Here is a 22,889-nt window from a genome sequence, read left to right as displayed (position 1 = left end):
GCTGTCTTCCGGTGTCCGCGCGGTGCCGCGTCCGGGGGGTTCGGCGGCGGCAGCACGATGGAGGTGGCTGATCGGTCAGGGTGTCGTCCCGCCGGTCAGGGCCCGGTCGAGCAGCCCTATCGACCCTGTCGTGGGCGGGTGTCCGCTGGAAGAGTCCACCCCCGGAAGGCACCTCGGGTCCTTCGTCCGGATCCGGCCCGATCCCGACGAGGGGCCCTCGTACCGCCGGGCACTCGGACACCGGCCCACCACCGTCGGCGGACACCGCCGGACCTGCGCAGTAAGGATGATCTCGTTGAAATTCGCCTGGGTTGACCTCCGTACCACCGCTGCGGAACAGCGCGAGGCCGTCGTCGACGCCGCGGTCCACGCCCGGCTCGCCGGCGTTCTCGACGACCGCCTGGACACGCTCGCGACGCTGCCTCCGACGGTCCAGAAGGTCCTGCTCGCCGAGCCCGGCGCGGTGCTCCCGCCGGAGGCAGGAGACGTCGCCGACCTCGTGCTGACCCCGATCGCGTCCGCCGCGGAGCTGGACAAGCTGAAGCTGACCGCCGGGGACGCCTCCGGCGCCTTCGTCGAGGTGGTCGACGACGCCACCCTCAAGGTGGCCTGCGCCGCCGCCCAGGCGCTGGCGTACACCGTGGTGAGGTTCCGCGACCCGACCAAGATCCCGCTGGAGATCGTGATCGCGGCGGCGGACAAGAGCGCCGGGCGGCTGATCTGCGAGGCGGGCGACCTGGAGGAGGCCGGCATCATCGTCGACGTCCTGGAGAAGGGTTCGGACGGCCTGCTGCTCGCGCCCAAGGACGCCAACGACGTCTTCGGCCTGACCGCACTGCTCGGGTCCACCACACCGGACCTCGAACTGACCACGCTCACGGTGGAGTCGATCGAGCACAACGGCCTGGGCGACCGGGTCTGCGTCGACACCTGCACGCACTTCGAGAAGGACGAGGGCATCCTGGTCGGCTCGTACGCGCACGGCTTCGTGCTGTGCGTCAGCGAGACCCACCCGCTGCCGTACATGCCGACCCGCCCGTTCCGCGTCAACGCCGGTGCCCTGCACTCGTACGTCATGGGCGCGGACAACCGCACCAACTACCTCAGCGAGCTGAAGGCCGGCAGCACCGTGCTGGGGGTCACCGCGGACGGTCGCACCCGCCGGATCGTCGTGGGCCGGGTGAAGCTGGAGTCCCGTCCGCTGCTGACCGTCCGGGCGAAGGCCGACGACGGCACCGAGGTCAGTCTGGCCCTCCAGGACGACTGGCACGTACGGGTCCTGGGCCCCGGTGCGGCCGTGCTCAACTGCACCGAGCTGAAGCCCGGCGACAAGCTGCTCGGGTACCTCGCCACGGACAAGCGTCACGTCGGCTGGCCCGTGGGCGAATTCTGCATCGAGAAGTAGGAGCGGCCGGTGCGGGCCCCGGTCCTTCCCGTTCCGCACGGGGGACCGGGGCCCGCACCGGCACGACCCGGCCTCCGGCCGCATCCGGGGGCCGCGCCTGAATCCGAGGAAAGGAAGGTGTGATGACGGGCGAAACGGACTTCGGGACATGGCTCGGCGCGCTGCTGTCGGATCCTGACCACCGGGGCCGGACCTGGGCCGTGCACGGGCAGACCGAGGTGAGCCGTGAGGCGCTGCGGGACGAGGTGTCCCGTGCCCGCGGGATACTGGAGGCGCACGGGGTCACCGCGGGCAGCACGGTGGCCGTTCAGGTGCTGCCGAGCTTCACGCTGCTGTGGTCGCTGTTCGCGCTGTGGACGGCGGGCGCGCAGGTGATGCTGCTCGACCCGCGGCTCACTCCGGCCGAGACCGGCCGGCTGCTGGAGCTGTGCGAGCCGCAGTTCTGGCTCACCTCCGGCACGTCCGCGCAGCCCTTCACCCCGTTCCGGGACGCGTGCGAGGTCGTGGTGGAACGCCGGCCCGCCGGCCGGGCGGCGCAGGGCCCCCACCGGCTGATCCAGTTCAGCTCCGGCTCCACCGGCCTGCCCAAGGTGATCGGGCGCACCGGTGCATCGCTGAGCGGCGAAGTGGCCCGCTTCGGGCTGCTGCCGGACATGCCGCGTGCCGGTGAACGGGTGCTGCTGCTCAGCTCGTTGGCGCATTCCTTCGGCCTGATCGGCGGGGTGCTGCACGCGCTGGCCGCGGGCGTCGAGCTGCATTTCGTCGGCAGTCTGCGGCTGAAGGAGCTGCTGCGGGTGGCGGGCGAGCACCGGGTGAACGCCGTGCTCGGCGTCCCCGCCCACTTCGACCTGCTCGGCCGGGTCGCGGAGGCTCCCGCGCTGCCGGACCTGAGGCTCGCCGTGTCCGGCGGGGAGATCCTGCCCGTCGAGACCTACGACCGTTTCCGGGAGCGGTACGGGGTGCGGATCGGCCAGGCGTACGGCATGACCGAGACCGGCATCATCGCCACCGACCTGACCGGGCGCGACGCGCCGCCGGCGGTGGGACTGCCGGCGCCGGGCATCCGGACCGGGGTGGTGGACGGCACCCTGCGGGTACGGCTGCCCGAGAACCCGTACCTGCACGCCGACGCCGACGACCGGTACGTGGACGGCTGGCTGAGCACCCGCGACCGCTGCACGGTGCGGGCCGGTTCCGGCGTGCTGGAGATCACCGGACGCACGGACACCATGGTGGCCATCGGCGGGCTCAAGGTCGATCTGACGGAGGTGGAGTCGGTGCTGGCGGAGCACCCCGCCGTAGCCGAGGTGGTGGTCGTCTACGGCGAGGCCATCGAGGCCCACCTCGTGGTGGAACGGACCCTGCCCAGGGCCGAGTTGCTGGCCTGGTGCAAGGAACGGCTCAGCCCGCACAAGATCCCCAAGGCGTTCCACTTCCGGACGGGGCTGCCGCGCACCTCCAACGGCAAGCTGGTGCGCAACCGGGAGCTGCTGCACACCGCGCGGGAGCACAGCAGGCGGATGGTGGCCCGGTGATCGACCGCAGTGTCGTGGGGACGGGTCCCGATCCCGTCACGGTGACCGTGGAACGCGGTCGCCTTCAGTTCTTCGGCCGGGTCCTGGGGGCGGCCGACGGCGTGTTCGTCGATCCGGCCGCCGCGCGGGCCGCCGGGCACCCGGACCTGCCCGTGCCGCCCACCTTCCTCTTCGGCCTCGACCTCGAAGCCGCCCCCGATCTGTTGAACGCGATCGGCGTCGGCCTCTCCCGGGTCCTGCACGTGGAACAGGGGTTCACCTACCATCGCACGGTCCACGCGGGCGACCGGCTCACCTTCGCCCCGGTCATCACCGATGTGTACTCCCGGCAGGGCGGCGCGCTGGAGTTCGTCGTGCGCGACACCTCCGTCACCGACGCCGCGGGCGAACCGGTGGCCGAGCTGCACCAGGTGATCGCGGTCCGCCGCCCCGTGCCGGACGAGGAGTCCGCATGACGGAGTTCAGCCTGTCGACGGCCGAAGTCGGCACCGAGCTGCCGGAGTTGCCCGAGCAACGGATCACCAGGACGCTGCTGGCCCTGTTCGCAGGCGCCTCCGGCGACCACAATCCGATCCATATCGACAGCGACGCCGCGCGTGCGGCCGGGCTGGACGACGTCATCGCCCACGGCATGCTGTCGATGGCCCTGCTCGGCCGGCTGCTCACCGAGTGGGTGCCGGTCGGGGACCTGCTCTCCTTCCGGGTCCGCTTCTCGGCCCCCGCCCCGGTGCACGGGCGACTGCGCTGCACCGGGGTGGTCAAGGCCATCGAGGAGGCCGCCGGGCGCCACGGCGTCGAGCGCCGGGCCCGACTCGGGGTGACGGTCCGGATCGTCGACGGCCCGCTCGCCGTGCGGGGCGACGCGCTCGTCCGCCTCCCGGCGCGCCACGGGGAGCCGGCATGAGCGAGACGCGCGCGGCCGAGGCCCTGCACACCCGGATCGCGCGGGAGCGCGAGCGCCTCGGCGAACTCGACACCGCGCTCATCCACTTGATCCGGACCCGCGCCGAGGCCGCGCACGAACTCGATGAGCTGCGCCGGAAGGCCGGCGGCCCGCGGACCGACCTCACCGGCGAGAACGCGATGCTGCGCGGCTACCACGGCGCACTGGGACGGCGCGGCGCGTCGATCGCCCTGCTGCTGCTCGGACTCGGCCGGTCCGAGGGGGCGGACGGCGGCCGCTGAGAGGCACGGGTTGCGCGTACGCGGCGGTGGCCGGCGGAAGAATCCGCCGGCCACCGCCGCGTACCCGTGTCCCAGGTCTCAGTGCCCCATGCCCAGTCCGCCGTCGACCGGGATCACGGCTCCGGTGACATAGGCCGCCTCGGCCGAGGCCAGCCAGAACACCGCCCCGGCGACCTCCTGCGCGGTGCCGGTGCGGCCCAGTGGCACCTGTGCGACGATCCCCTTCCGTCGCTGCTCGCTGAGGCTCGCGCTCATGTCGGTGTCGATGAGACCGGGAGCCACCACGTTCACGGTGATGCCCCTGGGCCCGAACTCGCGGGCCAGCGATCGGGCCAGGCCGACCATTCCCGCCTTGCCCGCCGCGTAGTTGGCCTGGCCCGCCGATCCGTGCAGCCCGGCGACCGAGGACATGAAGACCATCCGCCCGCGCCGCAGCCGGACCATGTCGGTGGCCGCCTGCCGGGCGGTCCGGAAGGCGCCGCCGAGGTTGGTGTCGAGCACCCGCCGGAACTGCTCGTCGCCCATGCGCATCAGCAGGCCGTCCTCGGTGATGCCGGCGTTCGCCACCACCACCTCGACCGGTCCGTGGGCCTCCTCCGCCTCGGCGAAGGCCCTGGCGATCTCCGCGCCGTCCGTCACGTCGCACTTGACGCCGAACAGGCCGTCGGGGGCGCCGGAGCCCCGGTGGGTGACGGCCACCTTGTCCCCGTTCGCCGCGAACCTGCGGGCGACGGCCAGGCCGATGCCTCGGTTGCCACCGGTGACCAGTACCGAACGTGCCATCTGTTCCGCTCCTTCGTCGTGGGATCTCCGAAGGACGCGCCTGGGGCCGGCCGGGCCGGGCTCAGCACGGGTCCTTCAGCGAGGTGTAGGCGCCGCGGTGGTGCACCAGCGGCGATCCGGCCGCTCGGGCCGTGTGCAGTGCGTCGACCCGGCCGAGGAACAGCACGTGGTCGCCGCCCGGATAGCGGTGCTCGGTGCGGCACTCCATCGAGAGCACCGCGTCACGGAGCAGCACGTGCCCACTGGCACCGGCCACTCCCCCGAGCCGCTCCTCGGCTCCCCTGCCGTGCGGCCGGTCGTGGGAGGCGAAGCAGGCGGACAGGTCGCTCTGATCCGTCGTCAGGACGTTCACGGCGAAGCCGCCGACCCGGTCGATGGCCTCGACCAGACGCCCGGTCGAGCCGAGGCTCACCAGGACGAGCGCCGGGTCCAGCGACACGGACAGCAGCGAACCGACCGTCACCGCCTCCGTCTGCTCGCCGCAGCCGACCGTGACCACGGCGACCCCGGTGGGCAGCAGGCCCATCGCCCGGCGGAAGTCGGTCCGCTCCGGCCCCGTCCCCCGTTCGCGGTCGTGACCTGCGGTGGCGCCCGCGCGCCGCGCGGTGTGCGTGGACATGGAACCGCCTCTCGTTTCAGCGCTTGCTGATCAGGCAGGTCAGCCTTGCCGTGCAGGTGAGCCGGCCCCTGCTGTCGGTGATCTCGACCTGGTAGGTGACCACCCGGTCACCCCGGTGCAGCGGCGTGCAGACTCCGGTGACGAGTCCGCTGCGCGCCGACCGGTGGTGCGTGCAGGACAGTTCGAGCCCGGCGACCGCGCCACGGGGTGCCACGTGCATTCCGGCGGCCAGCGAGCCGAGCGTCTCGGCGAGGACGGCGTTGGCGCCGCCGTGGAGCCAGCCGAACGGCTGACGGTTGCCGGCCACCGGCATGGTGCCGACCATCCGGTCGGCGTCCCACGAGGTGATCTCGATGCCCATCCGGGCGATCAGCTGCTCGTCGGCCAGCTCGGGCGGCACCGACAGGATGCTCCGGTTCGCCGGGCGCCGGGCCGTGCCGGCCCCGTCCGCTTCCACGGCGTTGCTGTTCATCGTCGCCTCTCCAGGGTCGCGGGTCACTCCGCGGGACGACCGCGGATCCCGTCCGACGGCGGGCGAAGTCCCCACCGCCGACCGGTGTCCTGCGTACTGTCGCCCGCCCCGCGGGAGCCGCCAAGACCTGATCCAGCTGCCCGAATCTCACCGCGGGGGCAGGGTCATCGGGCTGCCCCTTCGGTCAGGGCAGTCGGGTCTTATGACGGCGCCGCACTCCCCCGAGACTTCATCACGACAAAGGCCGGTCACCTCGTGACTCCCGTATCCACAGCCATCGGAGAATCCCTTGGAATCCGCCGCATCCAATTCGTCCACGTCTTCGGGTTCCGACGCGTTCCCGTGGAACGAGTACGTGCGCCGCCTGGGATACGACGGGCCGCTGGAGGCGAGTGCCGCATGCCTGCGGGAATTGTGCTCGGCCCATCTGCTCGCGATTCCGTACGAAATGCTCGACACGCTCGACGGCGAGGTGCCGACGCTGGATCTCGCGGACACCTTCGACCGGGTGGTGCGCCGGCGGCGTGGCGGGACGTGCCTGGAGACCACTCCCCTGTTCGGCGAGTTCCTGCGCACCCTCGGGTTCGGGGTGCGTCTGGTGGCCGGCCAGATGTGGCGGGTCAGCAACGAGTGGTGGCCGCACTGGGACCATCTGGCACTCGTCGTCGAGGCCGAGGGGCACAGCTGGCTGGTCGACGTCGGCTTCCTGATGCTCTCCCCGCCCCAGCCGCTGCTGCTGGCCGACGAACCGCAGGAGCAGGACGGCTGGCGGTTCCGGATGGTGGAACGCGACGGCTACCGCACCGTGCTGCGCGCCGGCGCGGACGGGGGCTGGGCACCGGTCTACCGGATCGGCCACGAGCACCTGGAAGTCGCCGACTACGCCTGGATCGTCGACTTCCACCGCACCACCGAGGACTCGCCGCTCGCGGGGACGGTGCTCTGCTCCCGGGTGCTGCCCGACGGGAAGCTCGTGGTGATGGGCGACAACTTCCTGCGCGCGCGGGGCGGCCGGCAGGAGATGGAGTTCCTCGCCGATTCCGCCGAGGCGGAGCGGGCCCTGGCCGAGGTGCTGCACGGACATCCGCATCTGGTGGAAAAGGCGGTCGCCGCCTGGGAGAAGGCACGGGCGAACCGTCGAGAATCCCGGCGCCGAATCGTCTGATCCCGCGTTCGACTTCTCCATTTGGAAAGTGAGTTGCAGACCAATCATGAATAGTTCGGGCACCGAAGAGCGACCCTGGGGCGTGGGCATCCGGGCCATCGGCCGTTATCTGCCGGAGAAGAATCTCAGCAATTCCGATCTGGAGGAGATCCTCCTGACGCGGGACGACTGGATCCGGGCGAACATCGGCGTGGAGAACCGCCGGATGGCCGCCGAGGGCGAGTGGACCTCGGATCTCGGCACGGCGGCGCTGCTGGACGCCTGCGACCGCTCGGGGATCACTCCGGCCGACGTCGACCTGGTCGTGTGCGGAACGTACACGCCGGACAACATGACGCCGCCCACCGCGATGCTCGTCATCCGCAAGGCGGGTGCGACCGGCGCGACCGGCTTCGACATCAACAGCGGTGCCTGCCCGGGCGGGGTGTTCGCCCTGGACGTGGGCGCGAAGTACGTCGCCACCGGCCAGTTCCGCCGGGTCGCCGTGGTGATGGCGGATGTCAGCACCCGCACGATGGACTGGAAGGACCCCGGGCCGGCGGTCATCTTCGGTGACGGAGCGGCCTGTTACCTCCTGGAGCGCTGCACCCCCGACCGCGGCATCGGTACCACGCTGCTGCGCAGCGACCCGTCCGGCTACGAATCGGTCTGGGTGGCCCGTGAGAAGCGCCACCGCCGCGACGGAACCCCCATGAGCAGCGGCTTCGGCGACAACTTCGGCGCGCTGGACGGCAAGGCCGTGCACCGGTTCGCGGTCGGCCGGGTGCCGGGGTTCATCCAGGAGCTGCTGGACACCTCGGGCAGGTCCGCCGAGGACATCGACCTCTTCGCGCTGCACCAGGCGAACCTGTACATCCTGCAGGGGATCATGCGCGAGCTCGGTGTGCCGATGGACCGGACGGTCATCAACATCCAGAAGTACGGGAACACTTCGGGCGCCAGTGTGCCCCTGGTGCTCAGGGAGGCCGAGGAGCTCGGCCGGCTCTCCCCCGGTGACCAGGTGGTGCTGACCGCGTTCGGCTCCGGCTTCAGCATGGGCGCCGCGCTGGTGCGCTGGTGCGGTCCGGAGGACTTCGAGCCCGTGGCGGTCGCGTCGTGAGCACCTCCTCGACCGCGGCTGCCGCGACGTTGCGCGGCGCGGCGACCGGTGTGCTGGGACTCGGTACGTACCTGCCTTCGCGGCCGGTCACCAACGCGATGATCTGCGAGCGGATCGACTCCTCGGACGAGTGGATCCGCAGCCGTTCCGGCATCCGGCTGCGGCACTGGGCCGACCCGTCGGAGACGGTGGAGTTCATGGCCGCCACCGCCGCCGAACGGGCCCTGGAGAACGCCGGGATCACCGCGGACCAGGTGGGCTGCGTCATCGTCTCGACCGTCTCGCACCTGCACCAGTTCCCTTCGCTCGCGGCCGGGGTCGCGGACCGGATCGGCGCATCGGCGCCCGGCGCGTTCGACATCTCGGCGGGCTGCGCCGGCTTCTGCTACGGCCTCGCCCTGGCCTCCGACATGGTGGCCGCCAAGAGCGTCCCGTACGTCCTGCTGATCGCGGTGGAAAGGCTGTCCGAGCTGACCGACACCCGGGACAAGGGCACCGCCTTCCTGTTCGGTGACGGCGCCGGCGCGGTCGTCGTCGGCCCGAGCGGGCAGGCCGGCATCGGCCCGGTCGCCTGGGGCTCGGACGGCTCCCAGAAGGACACCATCCGCCAGAGCGCGCCCTGGAGCGCGCTGCGGGACGCCCCGGACGTCCCCTGGCCGCGGATCACCATGAACGGCCGCGAGGTGTTCAGGTGGGCCGCGTACCACCTCGGCCCGGTCGCCGAGCGCGCCCTGGAACGTGCCGGGGTGAGCACCGACGCGCTCGACTCCTTCATCCCGCACCAGGCCAATGCCCGGATCACCGACCAGCTGGTCAGCGAACTGAAGCTGCCGGACCACGTCTCGGTGGCCCGCAGCATCGAGACCCACGGCAACACCTCCGCCGTGTCCATCCCGCTCGCCATGCAGGAGATGCTCGCCACCGGCGCCGCGAAGCCCGGCGGCCTCGCCCTGCTGCTGTCCTTCGGGACCGGCCTCGTCTGGGCGGGCCAGGTGATCCGGCTGCCCTCGGCGCCGGTGACCGCGCCCGTACCGGCCGCCGCGCCTCCCGAACCCACCGATGACACCCGTCACATCCGCTAGGAGACCGACCATGAGCACCGTTCAGAGCGACACCCTGCAGATCCTCAAGGAGATCCTCGACGAGGTCGCCGAGATCCCGGCCGACCAGGTGGCCCTGGAGTCCTCGTTCGTCGACGACCTGGAACTCGACTCGCTGTCGATCGTGTCCGTGTTCGTCCTGGTCCAGCGCCGCTTCGGCGTCGAGGTGCCGAACGAGGTCTTCGACCGGCTGAGCACGGTGGGCCGCGCCGTCGCCTATCTGGAGCACGGCGCGATCCCGGAATGAGCCGCCGCCCCGCCCCGACCCGCCGAGCCGGAAAGGCAGTTCATGCATCTCACGCTCAGGCCGAACCGGCAGCCACTCAGAGGTGAGCTCACGGTTCCGCATTCCAAGTACCACGTGCACCGAGCTCTGATACTCGCCTCGCTCGCCGAGGGCACCAGCCGGATCACCGGCGTCTCCGACGCCCGCCATGTGCAGTACACCATCCGGCTGCTGCGCGACCTCGGCACCCGGATCACCGTCGAGGGCGACAGCTACGTCGTGCGGGGCGGCCCCTACCGGCCGCGCCGCGAGAGCGTCTCGGCCGGCAGTTCCGGGACCACGCTGTACTTCATGCTGGGTCTCGCCTCGCTCGCCGGCTCCCCCGTCACCGTCACCGGCCAGAAGTACTTCCAGCGCCGGCCGGTCGGTCCGCTGCTGGACGCCCTGCGCGAGCTGGGCGTCCGGCTGGACTCGGCGGACGGCTGCCCCCCGGTGCACGTGCGGCCGGGCCGGCCGTCCGGCGGCCGGGTGGTCGTCCCCGGCACCCTCTCCCAGTGGGTGTCCGGACTGGTCCTGCTCGCCCCGTTCGCCACCGGGCGCACCGTCATCGAGGTGCGGGGCCAGGTCAACGAGCAGCCGTACATCGAGCTGACGGTGGCGATGATGCGCCGCTTCGGCCTGCGGGTGGACGTCTCGGACGACTGGCGGCGGTTCGAGATCGAACCCGGCCAGCGGGCCGTCCCGACCGATCTGACGATCCCGCCGGACCTCGGGTCCGCCGCGTTCGGCGTCGTCGCCGCCGCCCTCCACCCCTCCGACGTACTGCTGCGCGGCATCACCCGGCTCGACGGCGACCCCGTGGACCACCCGGAGGCGCGTTTCCTCGACGTGGTCGGGCGGATGGGCGTGCCCATGGAGCTCGACGAACGGGCCGGCGGCCTGCGGATACGCCATGACGGCGTCCGGCTGCGCGCCACCACCGTGGACTGCCGGGAAATCCCCGACATGCTCCCGGCGCTCGCCACGCTGGCGACCTTCGCGGCGGGCGAGACGGTCTTCGAGCACATCGGCCACGTCCGGCTCAAGGAGTCCGACCGGGTCGCGGCGATGCTCCAGCTCAACAGCATGGGCGGCGACCTCCGCGTGGAGGGTGACCGGCTGCTGGTCCGCGGGGTGAGCGGGCTGGAGGGCGCCGGGCTCTCCTCGTACAACGACCACCGGGTGCTGATGTCGCTCGCGCTGGCCGGCACCAGGGCCCGCGGTGCCAGCACCCTGACGTACCCGCGCGCCTACCGGATCTCCTACCCGGCCTTCCTGGACGACATGACCGGCCTCGGGCTCCGGATGTCCGTCGAATCGGCCCTGCCCGCCACACCGCCCGAGTCGCTGCCCGATCTGCTGCGGCACTGGGCCCGGCAGCGGCCGGACGCCACCGCAGTGGTGGACGTGCGCCGGGGCGGCGACACCTCGCTCACCTGGCGCGAGCTGGACCGCCGGGTGGACCGGGCGGCCGCGACCCTGCTGTCCCTCGGCGTCGAGCCGGGCGAACCGGTTGCCTACCAGCTGCCCAACTGGGCCGAGTTCGTCGAGGTGTCGCTGGCGGTGCTGCGGATCGGTGCGGTCTGCTGCCCGCTGATGCCGATCTTCCGCGAGCGTGAACTGGCCTTCGCGCTGCGCCGCTCCGGCGCGCGGGTGCTGCTGGTCCCCGACCGCTTCCGCAACCGCGAGCACGGCCGGGAGACCGCGGCCTGGCTCGCCGAGGACCCGGCCGCGCGGGGCGCGCTGCGCCACGTCTCGGTGGTCTCCGCGGACCGTGCCCCGGTGGAGCTGCCCGCCGAGGACGCGGGGCTCGGCTGGTCGGACTGGAACGCCACGGTCACCGCAGCCGAGCCGGACCCCGAGGCGCTCGCCGCCCGCGGCCCCGCTCCCGACGCGCTCGCCCAGTTGCTCTTCACCTCCGGCACCACCGGCGAGCCCAAGGGCGTGCTGCACCGCCACGACACCCTCGCCCACGCGGTCCGTCTCCAGGTCGAACGGCTGGGTCTCGACGACCGCGACGTCGTCCACATCCCTTCCCCGCTGGCCCATCAGACCGGCTTCCTCTACGGCATGTGGCTGGGCGTCACGCTGGGCGTGCCCCAACTGGTGCAGGCGCAGTGGGACGCCGCAACGGCCCTGCGGGCGCTGCGCGAGCACCGCGGCACCTTCGTCCAGGCGGCGACCCCGTTCCTGGCCGACCTGGTGCGGGAGGTCACGGACGGCCGGCCGGTCCCGTCCGCGCTGCGGATCTTCGTGGTCGCCGGCGCCGCCGTGCCGCGCCATCTCGCCGAGCGGGCGACGGGGGTGCTGGGCGCCTCCGTGTGCGGGGCGTTCGGCACCACCGAGACGTGTCTGGGGGCGCTGTCCGCGCCGGACGACGAACCCTCGACGACGTGGGGTTCCGACGGCCGCGCGATGGACGGTGTCCGGCTGCGGGTCACCGACGACACCGGCACGGTGCTCGCGGCCGGCCACGAGGGCAATCTGGAGATCCACACCCCGACGCCCTTCGTCGGCTATCTCGACCGCCCCGACCTCACCGCCGAGGTGTGGACCGCGGACGGCTGGTACCGGACCGGTGACCTCGCGGTGATCGGCGGCGACGGGTGCCTGCGGATCACCGGCCGGGTCAAGGACGTCATCAACCGGGGCGGGGAGAAGGTTCCGGTCGCGGAGGTGGAGGAACTGCTGCACCGGCATCCCTCGGTCGACGAGGTGGCGGTGGTCGGGATGCCCGACGAGCGGCTCGGCGAACGCGCCTGTGCCTTCGTCGTGCTCGCCGAGGACGGCGACCTCGATCTGGACGCGATGCGCAAGTACCTGGAGCAGCACCGGGTTTCCAAGCACTACTGGCCGGAGCGGCTGCGGCTGGTGGACCGGCTGCCGCGCAACCCCGCAGGCAAGGTACAGAAGTTCGTCCTCCGGCAGCGGGCCGAGACCCCGCTCCGGACCGTCCCCGAGGAGCAGCACGCATGAACGCCACAGACGTCGCCCCCCGCACACCGGCCCTCGACCCGGCCGTGTTCGAGCGGCTCCGGGCCGAGATCGCCGAGTACGTCGCCGGGCCCGCCGAGGCGTGGGCCGACCGGATCGAGTCCTCGGGCACGGTGCCGGAGGAACTGTGGACCGAGCTGCGCGAGCGCGGCTATCTGTCGCTGGCCGCGCCGCCCGAGTACGGCGGGCGCGGCGTCTCGTTCCCGCAGTGGATGGAGCTGATCGAGCTGTTCGCCCGCTCGCACGCCTCGATCCGGATGATCGTCCACGTGGTCAACGGCACCTGGCGGGCGATGGACGAGTTCGCCACCCCCGAGCAGCGCGAGCGGTTCGTGCTGCCTTCGGTCGCGGGCCGGATCAGGGTCGCCTTCACGCTCACCGAACCGCAGGCAGGCTCCGGCGCGGACCTGCGCTCGACCGTGGTCAGGGAGGGCGACACGTACTACCTGACCGGCGCGAAGCACCTGATCACCTTCGGAGTGCGCTGCGACTACTGGCTGCTGGCCGCGCGGGTGGCGGGCAGCACCGGCCACGAGGGAACGGTGGCGCTCATGGTGCCGCGCGACGCTCCCGGAGTGACGGTCGAGGACACCTCGCAGACCATGGGCGTGGTGGGCACCGACCACGCCCGGCTGACCTTCGACCGCACTCCCGTGCCGGTGGCCCACCGCCTCGGCGCCGAGGGCGACGGCCTGGCGGTCGCCCTGGGCGGTTTCCTGACGCCGTCCCGGATCTCGGTGGCGATGAGCTGTGTGGGGCTGGCGAGCCGGGCGCAGGAGCTGGCGCTGGAGTACGCCCGCGGCCGGGTGACCTTCGGCAAGCCGCTGACCTCCCGTCAGGCCCTGCAGTTCATGCTCGCGGAGAACGAGGCCGACATCGAGGCGAGCCGTCAGCTGGCCCTGCACGCGGCGCGCCGCTGGGAGGCCGGCGAGCGGGACGCGGCGAAGCTCTCCTCGATGGCCAAGCTGACGGCGGTCGACATGCTCACCCGGGTCACCGACAAGGCCCTTCAGGTGCACGGGGGTTCGGGGTACTGGAAGAGCAGCCCCATCGAGCGGGTCTACCGGGACGCACGGGCCCAGCGCTTCGAGGAGGGCACCAACGAGATCCAGAAGGCTGTCGTGTTCCGGGAGCTCCTGAGCGGTGCGGAGGCCGGCCGGTGAGCCCCGTCGCCGAACAGTTCAAGGACCGGATCGTGCTGATCACCGGCGCGTCCAGGGGAATCGGCAGGGCGCTCGCGCTGACCCTGGGCCGGGCCGGTGCCACCGTGGTGGTGAACTACAAGAAGAACGCCGACCTGGCGGGCAGGACGGTGGCCGATCTGGAGGAGGCCGGCGGCCGGGGCCTCGCCGTGCGGGCGGACGTGGAGTCGGTGGAGGGCGTCGAGGAGCTGTTCGCGACGGTGCGGGCGGAGTTCGGGCGCCTCGACCACTTCGTCTCCAACGCGGCGGCCGGCGCGTTCAAGAACATCATGGATCTCAAGCCGCACCATCTGGACCGGTCGTACGCGATGAACCTGCGGCCGTTCGTGCTCGGCGCCCAGCAGGCCGTCCGGCTGATGGACGACGGCGGGCGGATCGTGGCGCTGTCGAGCTACGGCAGCGTCCGCGCCTATCCGACGTACGCCGCGCTCGGGTCGATGAAGGCGGCACTGGAGTCCTGGGTGCGTTACATGGCGCTGGAGTTCGCTCCGTACGGCGTCAATGTGAACGCGGTGAACGGCGGGCTGATCGATTCGGACTCGCTGGAGTTCTTCTACGGCGTGCCCGGCATGCCCGGCATGGACACGGTGCTCGACCGGATCCCGAAGGGCAGGCCGGGCAGTGTCCAGGAGGTGGCGGACGCCATCGCCTTCCTGCTCTCGCCCGCCTCGGAGTACGTCACCGGGCAGACCCTGGTGGTGGACGGCGGCCTGAGCGTGGTCGCCCCGCCGTTCTTCGCCGACGCCTCCGCACCGCTCAGCCTGCCCCCGCGGCCGGTCCGGGAGCGCTGAGCAGGCACCGCGCCCCGGTCCGATCCGAACGAAAGGCCCTCAGGTGCTGAAGCACGTGTTCCGCCCCGGTGACATGGGCGGGCTGACTCTCGCCAACCGGATCGTCATGGGTGCCATGCACCTCAACCTGGAGACGCGCGAGGACGGCGGCGCCGCCATGGCGGCCTTCTACGCCGAGCGCGCCCGGGGCGGCGCCGGGCTCATCGTCACCGGAGGCTGCGCGGTGAGCCCGGAGGGCTCCGGCGGGCGGCACTACGCCCGGATCGACGACCCCGCCCGGCACCGGGCCCTCGCGGCCTGGGCGGAGGCCGTCCACCGCGAGGGCGGTCGCATCGCCCTTCAGCTCTTCCACGCCGGCCGGTACACCTCGGTGGCGGCGACCGGCCGCACCCCGGTCGCGCCGTCGGCGGTGCCGGGCCCCTTCGGGGTGCCGCGGGCCCTGGACGAGGACGGCATGGCGCACCTGCTCGACGCGTTCGCGGCGGGCGCGGCGCGCGCCCGCGAGTTGGGCTTCGACGCGGTGGAGGTAATGGCCTCCGAGGGCTATCTGCTCAACCAGTTCCTCTCGCCGCTGACCAATCTGCGCGAGGACCGGTGGGGCGGTGACGCCCGGCGCCGGACGCGGTTCCCGCTCGCGGTGCTGGACGCCGTGCGGGCATCGACCGGACCGGACTTCCCCGTGCTGTTCCGGATCTCCGGCGCCGACCTGATGGAGGGGTCCAGTACGGCGGAGGAGATCCAGCGGTTCGCCGGCCTGCTGGCCCGCGCCGGGGTCGCGGCCCTCAACGTGGGCGTCGGCTGGCACGAGTCCCGGACACCGACGGTGCAGAGCATCGTGGAGCCGGGCGCCTGGGTCGGCCACGCCGCGCGGATCCGCCGGTCGCTGCGGCGGGCCGGACTGTCCACCCCGGTGATCGCCTCCAACCGGATCAACCGGCTGGAGCTCGCGGAGCGGGTGCTGGCCCGTGCGGACGCCGACTTCGTCTCCATGGCCCGTCCGTTCCTGGCCGACCCGGCGATCATCCGCAAGTCCCGTCTGGTGAACGGCCCGGCACCGAATGTCTGCATCGCCTGCAACGAGGCGTGCATCGACCGCTCGCTCGGCGACGAGCCGGTCTCCTGCCTGGTCAACCCGCGGGCCGGGCGGGAGATCGAGTTCCCGGTGCCCGTGCGGCGGCGCCGTGCCGGGCGTGGCCGTTTCGCGGTGGTCGGCGGCGGTCCTGCCGGGCTGGAGGGCGCCCGGGCGCTGGCCTCGCTGGGGCACCGGGTGGAGCTCTTCGAGGCCGGGGCCGAACTCGGCGGCCAGTTCCGGCTCGCCCGGCTCGTCCCCGGCAAGGCGGACTTCGGTGCCACCGTCGGGTACTTCGCCGGGGAGCTGCGACGGCTCGGGGTGACGGTGCGTCCGAACCACCCCGTCGACGCCTCGGACGCCGATGCGCTGCGGCGCTTCGACGGCGTGCTGGCGGCGACCGGGGTGCTGCCGCGGCCGGCCGGTCTGCCGGGCGAGCACCTGCCCCACGTCGTCGACTACCGGCAGGCGTTCGCCCGCCCGGAAGCGCTGGGCGAGCGGGTCGTGGTGATCGGCGGCGGCGGCATCGCCGTGGACCTGGCGCATCTGCTGGCACCGCACCGCCCGGTGACGCTGCTGCGCCGCTCGGGCCGGATCGGCGACGGCATGGGCCGCAGCACCCGCTGGGCGGTGCTGGCCGAGCTGAGACGGCACGGCGCCGAGTGGCTGACCGGTGTCCGCTACGAGGCCGTCCTGCCGGACGGAGTCCTGCTGACCGACGTGGACGGGGTGCGGCGGCTGCTGCCCGCCGACTCGGTGGTGATCGCGGCCGGGCAGGTCCCGGCGGACGGCCTGCGTCCGCTGCTGGCCGGGCTGGGCGTCCCGTACCGGCTGGTGGGCGGCGCGGCCGACGCCCGCGGCCTGAACGCCGTCCGCGCGGTCGAGCAGGGGCTGCGGGCCGCGTACGAACTCGGGAGGGGAGGAGCCCCGTCCGTGCCCCGCTCGCCGCAGCGGCGGGTTCCGACGCCGGGCCGCTGACACCGCCGATGGAGGGCGTCCCCGGCCGGGGACGCCCTCCATCGGTTCCGTACGCGTGCTCAGGCCCGGACGTCGCTTCCGTCGAGCTGCGCGACGAGCTCCGGGGGCAGTGCGGTCATCACGTCGATGAAGTCCTCGTGCGCGCCCTTCACCGCCGGTGTGGTGCCGTAGCCCAGCGCCTGCAGATTCCACTGGAGGTCCTGCAGCCGTTCGACGTGCGGGCGGCGCACCCGCTCGTAGTCCTCGATCGCCGTCGGGTCCCCGGAGGTGAGGGCCGCGCCGATCGCCGCGGCCGCCGACGCGGCACCCTGCAGCGACTGGTTGAGCCCCTGGCCGCCGAGCGTGTGGAGCCCGTGCACGCTCTCGCCGACCAGCAGCACCCGGCCGACCCGCCAGGAGGGAGCCCGCCAGAGCGAGAAGCCCAGCCGCATCACCGGCGAGGTACGGCCGTCGACCGTGCCGAGCCACTCGGACAGCTCGGGGTCGACCTCCTTGATCTGTTCGGCGAGCTCCGCCGGACCGCCGTGTTCCAGTTGCTTCTCCTGGTCCCGGTCGGGCGACCAGACAAGGGCCGACGAGGGGCCCGGGGTGGGGATCGTGAAGAGGGCGCGCGGAGCCCGGTGGTGTACCAGCAGGACGGATTCGCGCCCCGGTACGTCGGGTGCCACCAGCAGCCAGGCCGGCCGGTCGAAGGCCGAGACCTCCAGCCGGACGCCCACCAGGTCGCGCAGCGCGGACTGCCGGCCGTCGGCGGCCACGGCGTATCGGGCCGCGACGCGCCGCCGCGCGGGCACGCCGCCGTCCGGCCCGGCGGCCCGTTCGAAGCCGAGCACGACGCGCTCGTCGTCCTGCTCCACCGAGACGACGCCCTCGCCGGTCAGCACGGTGGCCCGCGGCTGCGCGCGCAGCGCGGCGAGCAGTGCCTGGACGGTGGTCCCGGTCGGCACGGTGAGACCGTACGGCCGGGCGATCCCGGCGTGGTCGGCGTACCGCCAGGTGGAGAGCATCCCCGTGCTGCCGTGGTCGTCCACGCCCAGGACCTTCCGGCCGGCCGCGGTGAGTTGCTCGTCGATGCCCGAGGCGGCCAGCAGTCCGAGCGTCGGCGGGGCCAGCAGCGGTGAGATCCCCGCCCCGGCGGCCTCGAACTCGGGCTGGGAGAAGACCAGTACGACCGAATGGCCGGCCCGCGCGCACAGCAGCGCGCCGTACAGGGCGGTGGCTCCGCCGCCGACCACGCACACGTCCGTTTCCAGGCCGCTCAGGTCGGGATCTGATGTCGTCATCGATGGCCTCCGTACAGGCGTCGGCAGATTCGAGAGCATCCTCACAGCAGCCGGCGCCCTGTCGGGAGGCCGACCCGAGGGGGCCTTCCGGAGTCCGCCGCGGCCACCTCCGGGCTACCCGATCGGGCAGCCCGATCGGCGTCGGCGGAATGAACGTGAGGTTACGAAGAGTCACATTCATATCCGGGCGGCGCGGTATCTGGAACGTACAGCGGAAGTACAGCGGAGCCGTGTTGCATTGAGAACGCAGCGAGCCGCCGAGAGTCGGCCCTGCACGAACACGGGGGGTGTTTCGTTTCCTATGAGCACGTTCGCAGCGGATCTTTTGAAACAATTCGCCCGCGCCGACGTACCGGACCACGTGGTGGTCCGGCACGGGCGATCCACCGGCCGAGTCGCATCCGGCGATCTCGACATCCTCTCCGCAGAGGAGCGCAGTAGGGTCGCGGCCTTTCGCGACCCGCTACGTTCCGTGCACTACGCCACCGCGCACGCCGAGGTGCGACGGTGTCTCGCCGGAATCCTGGGGTGCGACCCGGCGAGGATCCGGTTCGGCCGGCGCCCGTGCGCCGGCTGCGGTCGCACGACCCACGGCCGGCCGTACATCAGCAGACCGCGCACGCGCTGGGAGTTCAGCCTCTCCCGGTCCGGCCCGCACTGGGTGTGCGCCGCCGCCGAGGGCGTCCGGGTGGGGGTCGACCTGGAGCGGGTGCGCCCGATGGATGTGTCCTCGCTCACACCCGCGATCCTGAGCGCGGGCGAACGGCGCCATCTCGGCAGAGTTCCGCCGGAATTCCGCGCCGCCGAGTTCATCCGCTGCTGGACCAGGAAGGAAGCGGTCGTCAAGGCCAGCGGAATAGGCATCGAAGCCGAACTCGGGGCGATCGACGTGGACCCCGGACGGGCCGGCGCACAAGTGATCCACCGGGTCACGGGATGCGCATTCGAAACCTGGTCGGTCACCGACCTGCCCGCCCGAGCCGGCGTCATGTCCGCGATCGCCGTCCCAGCCTGCAGTTGATATCCCACACAGGAGGATTTCAAGTGGTAACCCGATCAGACGAGACCGGTCTCCGAATCGCGCTGATCCTGCAGAACGAGGTCCTCAGATACGGGGTCGAAGGAATGCTCCGTCTCCTTCCGGACGTCGCCGACGTCATGTGTTTCAGCACCGTCGAGGAAGCGGTGCGAGCAAGCGTCGACACCTGCGATCTGGTGGTCATGTCCGCGGCGGAGCTCGCGACCACCGAGAACCCGGCCACCTCCGACGGCCTGAGCGAACACCGGGTCCGGCTCCTGCTGCTGGTCGACGGCTCCGACTCGCTCGGAATGCCCCGGACCACCCACTCCTGCGTCCAGGCCCTGATCGACTTGTCCGGGCTCACGCCGCGGGTCTTCGGCGACGCCGTCTCGGACGTCATGGCCGGCAAGTTCTACGTGTCGACGGCGCTCGCCCGGCGGGTGCTGCGGCAGAACGGCCAGCCGGCCACCGAGACGCAGCCCTGGGGAACCCCGGGCACCGGACTGACCCCGCGCGAACTCCAGGTGCTCCGCCTGGTGGCCGAGGGGCTGAGCAACAAGCAGGCCGCCCGACGGCTGCAGATCTCCGAGCACGGCGTGAAGCGGCTGGTCGGCAACGTCCTGGCCAAGCTGAACTGTCCCAACCGCACACTCGCCGTCGTCCGGGCCCTCGAGTACGGCCTGCTGCTGGAGGACCCCGGCCGTGGTACGGGACGGGCACTGGACGGCCCACAGTCCGCGACACCTGTCGCCTAACCCGTGTAGGCTGGCCGGATGACCAAGCGTGTCGATCCCCGGGTGCAGCGGACCCGTGCCCTGTTGCGGGCCGCCGTACTGGAGCTCGCCACCGAGCGCGAGCCCGAGTCCATCACCATCGCCCACGTCGCCGAGCGGGCCACCATCAATCGCGCGACGGTCTATCAGCACTACCGCGACCGGGACGAGTTGCTGCTGGACGCGATGGAGAACGAGCTGGCCGGCCTGGTCGGCCTGGTCGCGCGGTGTCCCCTCGTGGTGCTGCCGCACGACATGCCCCCGGCGTTCGTCGACATCCTGCACCACGTCGACGCGAACGCGGTGCTCTACCGCCGGATGCTCGGCCCGTGCGGATCGGCGCGCTTCATCAACCGTCTGCACCAGCTGGTCGCCGAGCAGGTGACGCTCCAGCTGGTCGAGGCAGGGGTCGGCGCGTCCGACTCCCCGGTCGTCGAGATGCGCGCCCACTGCGCCACCGGGGCGGTCATGGGGCTCATCACCCACTGGCTGCACGACGCCCCCGTCCACCCCGAGGCGGCCGCCGCCGACGCCTGGCAGGCACTGCGCCCGGCAGGCGGCGCGGCCGCGCCGTAGTCCGGCGCACGAACCGGGCTGCGCGCCGCCCGGCCGCGCGGACGCCTTCGGTCCGCGGGGCGGGACGGACCCGGCCCCCGCCATGCCGCCGTGCCGCAGGACCCGGGATCGGCGGACGGCCGCCCGCATCATGGTGCGGTGATCAGTGTCCTGTTCGCCGTCCTCACCGCGTTCAGCAATGGCGCCGCCTCCGTGCTCCAGCGCCGGGCGGCCCGTACCGTCCCCGACAGCGCGGCGATACGGCTGTCGCTGATCGGGCACCTGGTGCGCCAGCGACTGTGGCTCGCGGGGATCGGCCTGGTGATCGTCGCGGCCGTCTGCCAGGCGGTGGCGCTGGCCACCGGGCCGATCGCCGTGGTCCAGCCGATCTTCGTGATCGAGCTGCCCGCCACGCTGCTGATGGCCGCGTTCGTCATGCGCGTCCGGCTGCCCCGGCGGGTCTGGTACGGGGTGGCGGCCGTGACGTCCGGGCTGGCCCTGGGCATGGCGTCCGCGGCCCCCGAAGGCGGCAGTACGAGCGTGCACGGGGCGGCCTGGGTCCCCGCGCTGATCCTGACCGGGCTCTTCGAGGCCGCGCTGATCGGCGCGGCCCTGGGCAGCCGCGGCAACACCCGGGGCGCGCTGCTCGGCCTCGCCGCCGCGTGCGGGTACGCCCTGACGGCCGCGCTGATGAAGGACGCCATGGCACGGCTCGAAGGGGGCGGCGGGGCCGCGGCGCTCCTGACGTCCTGGCAGCTGTACGCCACCGCGGCGGCCGGGGTGGGCGCGCTGTTCCTCCTCCAGAACGCCCTCCAGGCGGGCACGCTGGTCGCCGTCCAGCCGATGCTGACCCTCGGGGACGCGCTGATCAGCGTGACGTACGGGGTGACGCTGTTCGGCGAGGAGCTGCGCACCGGGTGGTGGGTGCTGCCCGAGCTGGTCGCGCTCGCCCTGATCACGGCGGGCTGTGTCGAGCTGGCCCGCTCCCCGCTGGCGGCCGGAAACCCGGCCCCGCCCGCGGGGAGGGTGAGATGAGGCGGCGCGCGGGTGCTCCGCCCCCGGACCGGGGTGATTGCGGCCGATCGGGTCGCGCCGTCGACAGCTCGGGGCTATTCTCCGGTCTGGCCATGTGTGGCGTACGGGCAAGGGGCCCGTTTCTTTTCTGGGGGTCGGTGTGGTTTCTGGTCGCGTCGTGCGGTTCGACGGAGCTCGGGGTTACGGCTTCATCTCGCCCGATCACGGGGGCGAGGACGTCTTCCTCCATGTGAACGACATGCTGATCCCGGAGTCCTACGTCCACACGGGCACGGCGGTCGAGTTCGACATCGAGGACGGGGACCGCGGCCTGAAGGCGTCGTCCGTCCGGCTCGCCGAGGGACCCGACGGGAAGCCGCTGACTCCGCCGCGGCCGGTGGGCGTCACCGCTTCCTCGGGCCCCGACGACGACACCCTGTGCGATGTGCTCAGCGCGGCCGAGTACACCCGGGACGTGACGGACGTGCTGCTGGAGTCCGCACCGACGCTGACGGGTGCCCAGATCCTGCAGATCCGGCGCGGGCTGCTGCAGTTCGCCAAGAACCACGGCTGGACCGAGGGCTGACACCCCCGGGGCGTATCCGGCCGTTCAGCCGCTCGGCTCCCGCACCACCAGCGGGGTGCCGAACACCTGGTGTCCGCCGCTGGCCAGCATGCGTACCTCGCCCCGGTCGCTGATCTCCGCGCGCACGATCCCGGTCTCGTCCTCGTAGATCGGGAAGCCGCCCGCCCCCGACTGTGCCGTGCGCCGGACGGTCACCGTGTCGTCCTCCACCGCGGACGCCTGAAATACCAGCTGGTAGCTCTCCGGGTAATCCATGACCGTTCTCCGATAGCGGATGGGGCAGGGCATGTTCCGCCCACATCTTCCATGGTCCCTCCGACCGGCCCGGGGCGCCCGGGCAAGGCCCTGGGGGCACCTTCCCTCCTGCCCACGGCCGGGCGGGCGGGAGACCGTTATCCTGAAGCCATACGGGCGGTTCGACAGCACTCGGGTGCATACCGCATGAATGCCCCCCTTTCTCCCGAGTCGTGTGCACGGCATGCACGCCCGGGATCCCCGAAACCGGGAAGGGACAACGCCATGAACGATGCCGACCGGGGAGACGACGTCTACCAGCCCCAGCCGCAGCCGGAGGCCTCTGACCTCACCGAGCAGCTCGACGTCGAGGACACGCTGGACAACCGGGGGCTGACCGACGCACTCGACGAGGGCTACTCGCCGCCCGAGCGGCCGTGGGCGGTGGAGGACCGGGGCACCACCGCCGCCGAACAGCACGACGGCGAGACACTGGACGGCCGCCTGGCCCGCGAGCTCCCCGACTCCTCCGACCTGGTGGGCGACGGCCTGGGGGACCTGCCCGGCGGCGACGGCGAGCTCTGGGACAAGGAGGTCGGCACGGTGCGCGCCGGCCGGCTCACCCGGCAGCTGGACATCGACGAGCCGGACACCATGGCGGGCGAGGACGTCGGGATCGACGGGGCCGGCGCGTCCGCCGAGGAGGCCGCCATGCATGTGGTCTCGGACGGCCGGCTCTGAGACGGCGCCTCCCCCGGTCC

24 protein-coding genes are annotated in these 22,889 nt (G+C 72.5%); 19 read left to right on the top strand and 5 right to left on the bottom strand.

Translation table 11 applies throughout. The features are described from left to right. Nucleotides 1-295 precede the first annotated feature (295 nt). The 5 genes from ACFYY1_RS17490 (at nt 296) to ACFYY1_RS17470 (ending at nt 4,125) form a co-directional block, all read left to right on the top strand. Complete coding sequence (locus ACFYY1_RS17490; RefSeq protein WP_388585954.1) at nt 296-1,405, top strand: 3-dehydroquinate synthase II family protein; 1,110 nt, start codon at nt 296-298, stop codon at nt 1,403-1,405. A 122-nt stretch (nt 1,406-1,527) separates the two neighbouring features. After that, entirely contained in the window at nt 1,528-2,940 is a 1,413-nt protein-coding gene (locus tag ACFYY1_RS17485) for a class I adenylate-forming enzyme family protein (RefSeq protein WP_388585953.1), read from the top strand. Then, nucleotides 2,937-3,395 carry a MaoC family dehydratase N-terminal domain-containing protein gene (locus tag ACFYY1_RS17480; RefSeq protein ID WP_388585951.1) on the top strand — a complete coding sequence of 153 codons (459 nt, stop codon included), beginning with the start codon at nt 2,937-2,939 and terminating at the stop codon, nt 3,393-3,395. The genes ACFYY1_RS17485 and ACFYY1_RS17480 overlap by 4 nt, the downstream gene beginning before the upstream one ends. After that, nucleotides 3,392-3,844 carry a MaoC/PaaZ C-terminal domain-containing protein gene (locus tag ACFYY1_RS17475; protein ID WP_388585948.1) on the top strand — a complete coding sequence of 151 codons (453 nt, stop codon included), beginning with the start codon at nt 3,392-3,394 and terminating at the stop codon, nt 3,842-3,844. Before ACFYY1_RS17480 ends, ACFYY1_RS17475 begins: the two co-directional genes overlap by 4 nt. Beyond that, the gene (locus tag ACFYY1_RS17470) at nt 3,841-4,125 is read left to right on the top strand and encodes a hypothetical protein (protein WP_388585946.1); all 285 of its coding nucleotides are present in this window, start codon (nt 3,841-3,843) and stop codon (nt 4,123-4,125) included. The genes ACFYY1_RS17475 and ACFYY1_RS17470 overlap by 4 nt, the downstream gene beginning before the upstream one ends. Before the next feature lie 78 nt (nt 4,126-4,203). Here ACFYY1_RS17470 and fabG read toward each other — a convergent pair whose 3' ends face one another. From fabG to ACFYY1_RS17455, 3 genes are all read right to left on the bottom strand, one after another. After that, entirely contained in the window at nt 4,204-4,908 is a 705-nt protein-coding gene (gene fabG / locus ACFYY1_RS17465; protein ID WP_388585944.1) for a 3-oxoacyl-ACP reductase FabG, read from the bottom strand. A gap of 61 nt (nt 4,909-4,969) precedes the next feature. Then, entirely contained in the window at nt 4,970-5,527 is a 558-nt protein-coding gene (locus ACFYY1_RS17460; RefSeq protein WP_388585942.1) for a flavin reductase family protein, read from the bottom strand. A gap of 16 nt (nt 5,528-5,543) precedes the next feature. Further along, the gene (locus tag ACFYY1_RS17455; protein WP_388585939.1) at nt 5,544-5,999 is read right to left on the bottom strand and encodes a PaaI family thioesterase; all 456 of its coding nucleotides are present in this window, start codon (nt 5,997-5,999) and stop codon (nt 5,544-5,546) included. A 355-nt stretch (nt 6,000-6,354) separates the two neighbouring features. Here ACFYY1_RS17455 and ACFYY1_RS17450 point away from each other — a divergent pair, with 355 nt between their 5' ends. From ACFYY1_RS17450 to ACFYY1_RS17415, 8 genes are read left to right on the top strand one after another with little or no spacing between them, the layout of a single operon-like run. After that, entirely contained in the window at nt 6,355-7,164 is an 810-nt protein-coding gene (locus tag ACFYY1_RS17450; protein WP_388585937.1) for an arylamine N-acetyltransferase, read from the top strand. 46 nt (nt 7,165-7,210) lie between these two features. Further along, nucleotides 7,211-8,263, top strand: a complete 1,053-nt coding sequence (locus ACFYY1_RS17445) for a 3-oxoacyl-ACP synthase III family protein (RefSeq protein ID WP_388585935.1) — start codon at nt 7,211-7,213, stop codon at nt 8,261-8,263. After that, entirely contained in the window at nt 8,260-9,345 is a 1,086-nt protein-coding gene (locus ACFYY1_RS17440; RefSeq protein ID WP_388585933.1) for a beta-ketoacyl-ACP synthase III, read from the top strand. The genes ACFYY1_RS17445 and ACFYY1_RS17440 overlap by 4 nt, the downstream gene beginning before the upstream one ends. 10 nt (nt 9,346-9,355) lie before the next feature. Continuing rightward, nucleotides 9,356-9,610: an acyl carrier protein gene (locus ACFYY1_RS17435; protein WP_388585932.1), complete on the top strand. Its 255-nt coding sequence runs from the start codon at nt 9,356-9,358 to the stop codon at nt 9,608-9,610. A 42-nt stretch (nt 9,611-9,652) separates the two neighbouring features. After that, nucleotides 9,653-12,604 (top strand): 3-phosphoshikimate 1-carboxyvinyltransferase, encoded by a 2,952-nt coding sequence (aroA, locus tag ACFYY1_RS17430; protein ID WP_388585930.1) that lies wholly within the window; start codon nt 9,653-9,655, stop codon nt 12,602-12,604. Beyond that, nucleotides 12,601-13,785 carry an acyl-CoA dehydrogenase family protein gene (locus tag ACFYY1_RS17425; RefSeq protein ID WP_388585928.1) on the top strand — a complete coding sequence of 395 codons (1,185 nt, stop codon included), beginning with the start codon at nt 12,601-12,603 and terminating at the stop codon, nt 13,783-13,785. Before aroA ends, ACFYY1_RS17425 begins: the two co-directional genes overlap by 4 nt. After that, the gene (locus ACFYY1_RS17420; RefSeq protein WP_388585927.1) at nt 13,782-14,615 is read left to right on the top strand and encodes an SDR family oxidoreductase; all 834 of its coding nucleotides are present in this window, start codon (nt 13,782-13,784) and stop codon (nt 14,613-14,615) included. Before ACFYY1_RS17425 ends, ACFYY1_RS17420 begins: the two co-directional genes overlap by 4 nt. A gap of 43 nt (nt 14,616-14,658) precedes the next feature. Further along, nucleotides 14,659-16,662 (top strand): FAD-dependent oxidoreductase, encoded by a 2,004-nt coding sequence (locus ACFYY1_RS17415; RefSeq protein ID WP_388585924.1) that lies wholly within the window; start codon nt 14,659-14,661, stop codon nt 16,660-16,662. A 59-nt stretch (nt 16,663-16,721) separates the two neighbouring features. Here ACFYY1_RS17415 and ACFYY1_RS17410 read toward each other — a convergent pair whose 3' ends face one another. After that, nucleotides 16,722-17,945, bottom strand: coding sequence for an FAD-dependent oxidoreductase (locus ACFYY1_RS17410; RefSeq protein ID WP_388585923.1), 1,224 nt, complete (start codon nt 17,943-17,945; stop codon nt 16,722-16,724). A 301-nt stretch (nt 17,946-18,246) separates the two neighbouring features. Here ACFYY1_RS17410 and ACFYY1_RS17405 point away from each other — a divergent pair, with 301 nt between their 5' ends. The 5 genes from ACFYY1_RS17405 to ACFYY1_RS17385 all read left to right on the top strand — a co-directional run bounded on the left by ACFYY1_RS17405 (nt 18,247) and on the right by ACFYY1_RS17385 (nt 21,894). After that, the gene (locus ACFYY1_RS17405; RefSeq protein WP_388585921.1) at nt 18,247-18,966 is read left to right on the top strand and encodes a 4'-phosphopantetheinyl transferase family protein; all 720 of its coding nucleotides are present in this window, start codon (nt 18,247-18,249) and stop codon (nt 18,964-18,966) included. A gap of 23 nt (nt 18,967-18,989) precedes the next feature. Then, nucleotides 18,990-19,721, top strand: a complete 732-nt coding sequence (locus ACFYY1_RS17400) for a response regulator transcription factor (protein ID WP_388585919.1) — start codon at nt 18,990-18,992, stop codon at nt 19,719-19,721. Between the two features lie 18 nt (nt 19,722-19,739). Further along, nucleotides 19,740-20,315, top strand: a complete 576-nt coding sequence (locus ACFYY1_RS17395) for a TetR/AcrR family transcriptional regulator (protein WP_388585917.1) — start codon at nt 19,740-19,742, stop codon at nt 20,313-20,315. Nucleotides 20,316-20,453: 138 nt separating this feature from the next. After that, nucleotides 20,454-21,329, top strand: coding sequence for a DMT family transporter (locus ACFYY1_RS17390; RefSeq protein WP_388585914.1), 876 nt, complete (start codon nt 20,454-20,456; stop codon nt 21,327-21,329). 139 nt (nt 21,330-21,468) lie between these two features. After that, nucleotides 21,469-21,894: a cold-shock protein gene (locus tag ACFYY1_RS17385; protein ID WP_388585911.1), complete on the top strand. Its 426-nt coding sequence runs from the start codon at nt 21,469-21,471 to the stop codon at nt 21,892-21,894. Between the two features lie 24 nt (nt 21,895-21,918). Here ACFYY1_RS17385 and ACFYY1_RS17380 read toward each other — a convergent pair whose 3' ends face one another. Continuing rightward, entirely contained in the window at nt 21,919-22,149 is a 231-nt protein-coding gene (locus ACFYY1_RS17380) for a DUF6296 family protein (RefSeq protein WP_388585909.1), read from the bottom strand. 264 nt (nt 22,150-22,413) lie between these two features. Between ACFYY1_RS17380 and ACFYY1_RS17375 the strand changes: the two genes are divergently transcribed. Continuing rightward, a complete protein-coding gene (locus ACFYY1_RS17375; RefSeq protein WP_388585907.1) occupies nt 22,414-22,869 on the top strand; it encodes a DUF5709 domain-containing protein in 456 nt (151 codons plus the stop codon). The last annotated feature ends 20 nt before the right edge of the window (nt 22,870-22,889 follow it).

It is taken from the genome of Streptomyces sp. NPDC001890 (assembly GCF_042891445.1).
Taxonomy (GTDB): domain Bacteria; phylum Actinomycetota; class Actinomycetes; order Streptomycetales; family Streptomycetaceae; genus Streptomyces.
This window is presented reverse-complemented; position numbering and strand designations above follow the sequence as displayed.

Bases quoted from the DNA above. Each gene is read 5' to 3' on its own strand.
- ACFYY1_RS17485 (WP_388585953.1), top strand. From the start codon at position 1,528: ATGACGGGCGAAACGGACTTCGGGACATGGCTCGGCGCGCTGCTGTCG.
- ACFYY1_RS17475 (WP_388585948.1), top strand. From the start codon at position 3,392: ATGACGGAGTTCAGCCTGTCGACGGCCGAAGTCGGCACCGAGCTGCCG.
- ACFYY1_RS17470 (WP_388585946.1), top strand. From the start codon at position 3,841: ATGAGCGAGACGCGCGCGGCCGAGGCCCTGCACACCCGGATCGCGCGG.
- fabG (WP_388585944.1), bottom strand. From the start codon at position 4,908: ATGGCACGTTCGGTACTGGTCACCGGTGGCAACCGAGGCATCGGCCTG.
- ACFYY1_RS17460 (WP_388585942.1), bottom strand. From the start codon at position 5,527: ATGTCCACGCACACCGCGCGGCGCGCGGGCGCCACCGCAGGTCACGAC.
- ACFYY1_RS17455 (WP_388585939.1), bottom strand. From the start codon at position 5,999: ATGAACAGCAACGCCGTGGAAGCGGACGGGGCCGGCACGGCCCGGCGC.
- ACFYY1_RS17445 (WP_388585935.1), top strand. From the start codon at position 7,211: ATGAATAGTTCGGGCACCGAAGAGCGACCCTGGGGCGTGGGCATCCGG.
- ACFYY1_RS17435 (WP_388585932.1), top strand. From the start codon at position 9,356: ATGAGCACCGTTCAGAGCGACACCCTGCAGATCCTCAAGGAGATCCTC.
- aroA (WP_388585930.1), top strand. From the start codon at position 9,653: ATGCATCTCACGCTCAGGCCGAACCGGCAGCCACTCAGAGGTGAGCTC.
- ACFYY1_RS17425 (WP_388585928.1), top strand. From the start codon at position 12,601: ATGAACGCCACAGACGTCGCCCCCCGCACACCGGCCCTCGACCCGGCC.
- ACFYY1_RS17410 (WP_388585923.1), bottom strand. From the start codon at position 17,945: ATGACGACATCAGATCCCGACCTGAGCGGCCTGGAAACGGACGTGTGC.
- ACFYY1_RS17405 (WP_388585921.1), top strand. From the start codon at position 18,247: ATGAGCACGTTCGCAGCGGATCTTTTGAAACAATTCGCCCGCGCCGAC.
- ACFYY1_RS17395 (WP_388585917.1), top strand. From the start codon at position 19,740: ATGACCAAGCGTGTCGATCCCCGGGTGCAGCGGACCCGTGCCCTGTTG.
- ACFYY1_RS17380 (WP_388585909.1), bottom strand. From the start codon at position 22,149: ATGGATTACCCGGAGAGCTACCAGCTGGTATTTCAGGCGTCCGCGGTG.
- ACFYY1_RS17375 (WP_388585907.1), top strand. From the start codon at position 22,414: ATGAACGATGCCGACCGGGGAGACGACGTCTACCAGCCCCAGCCGCAG.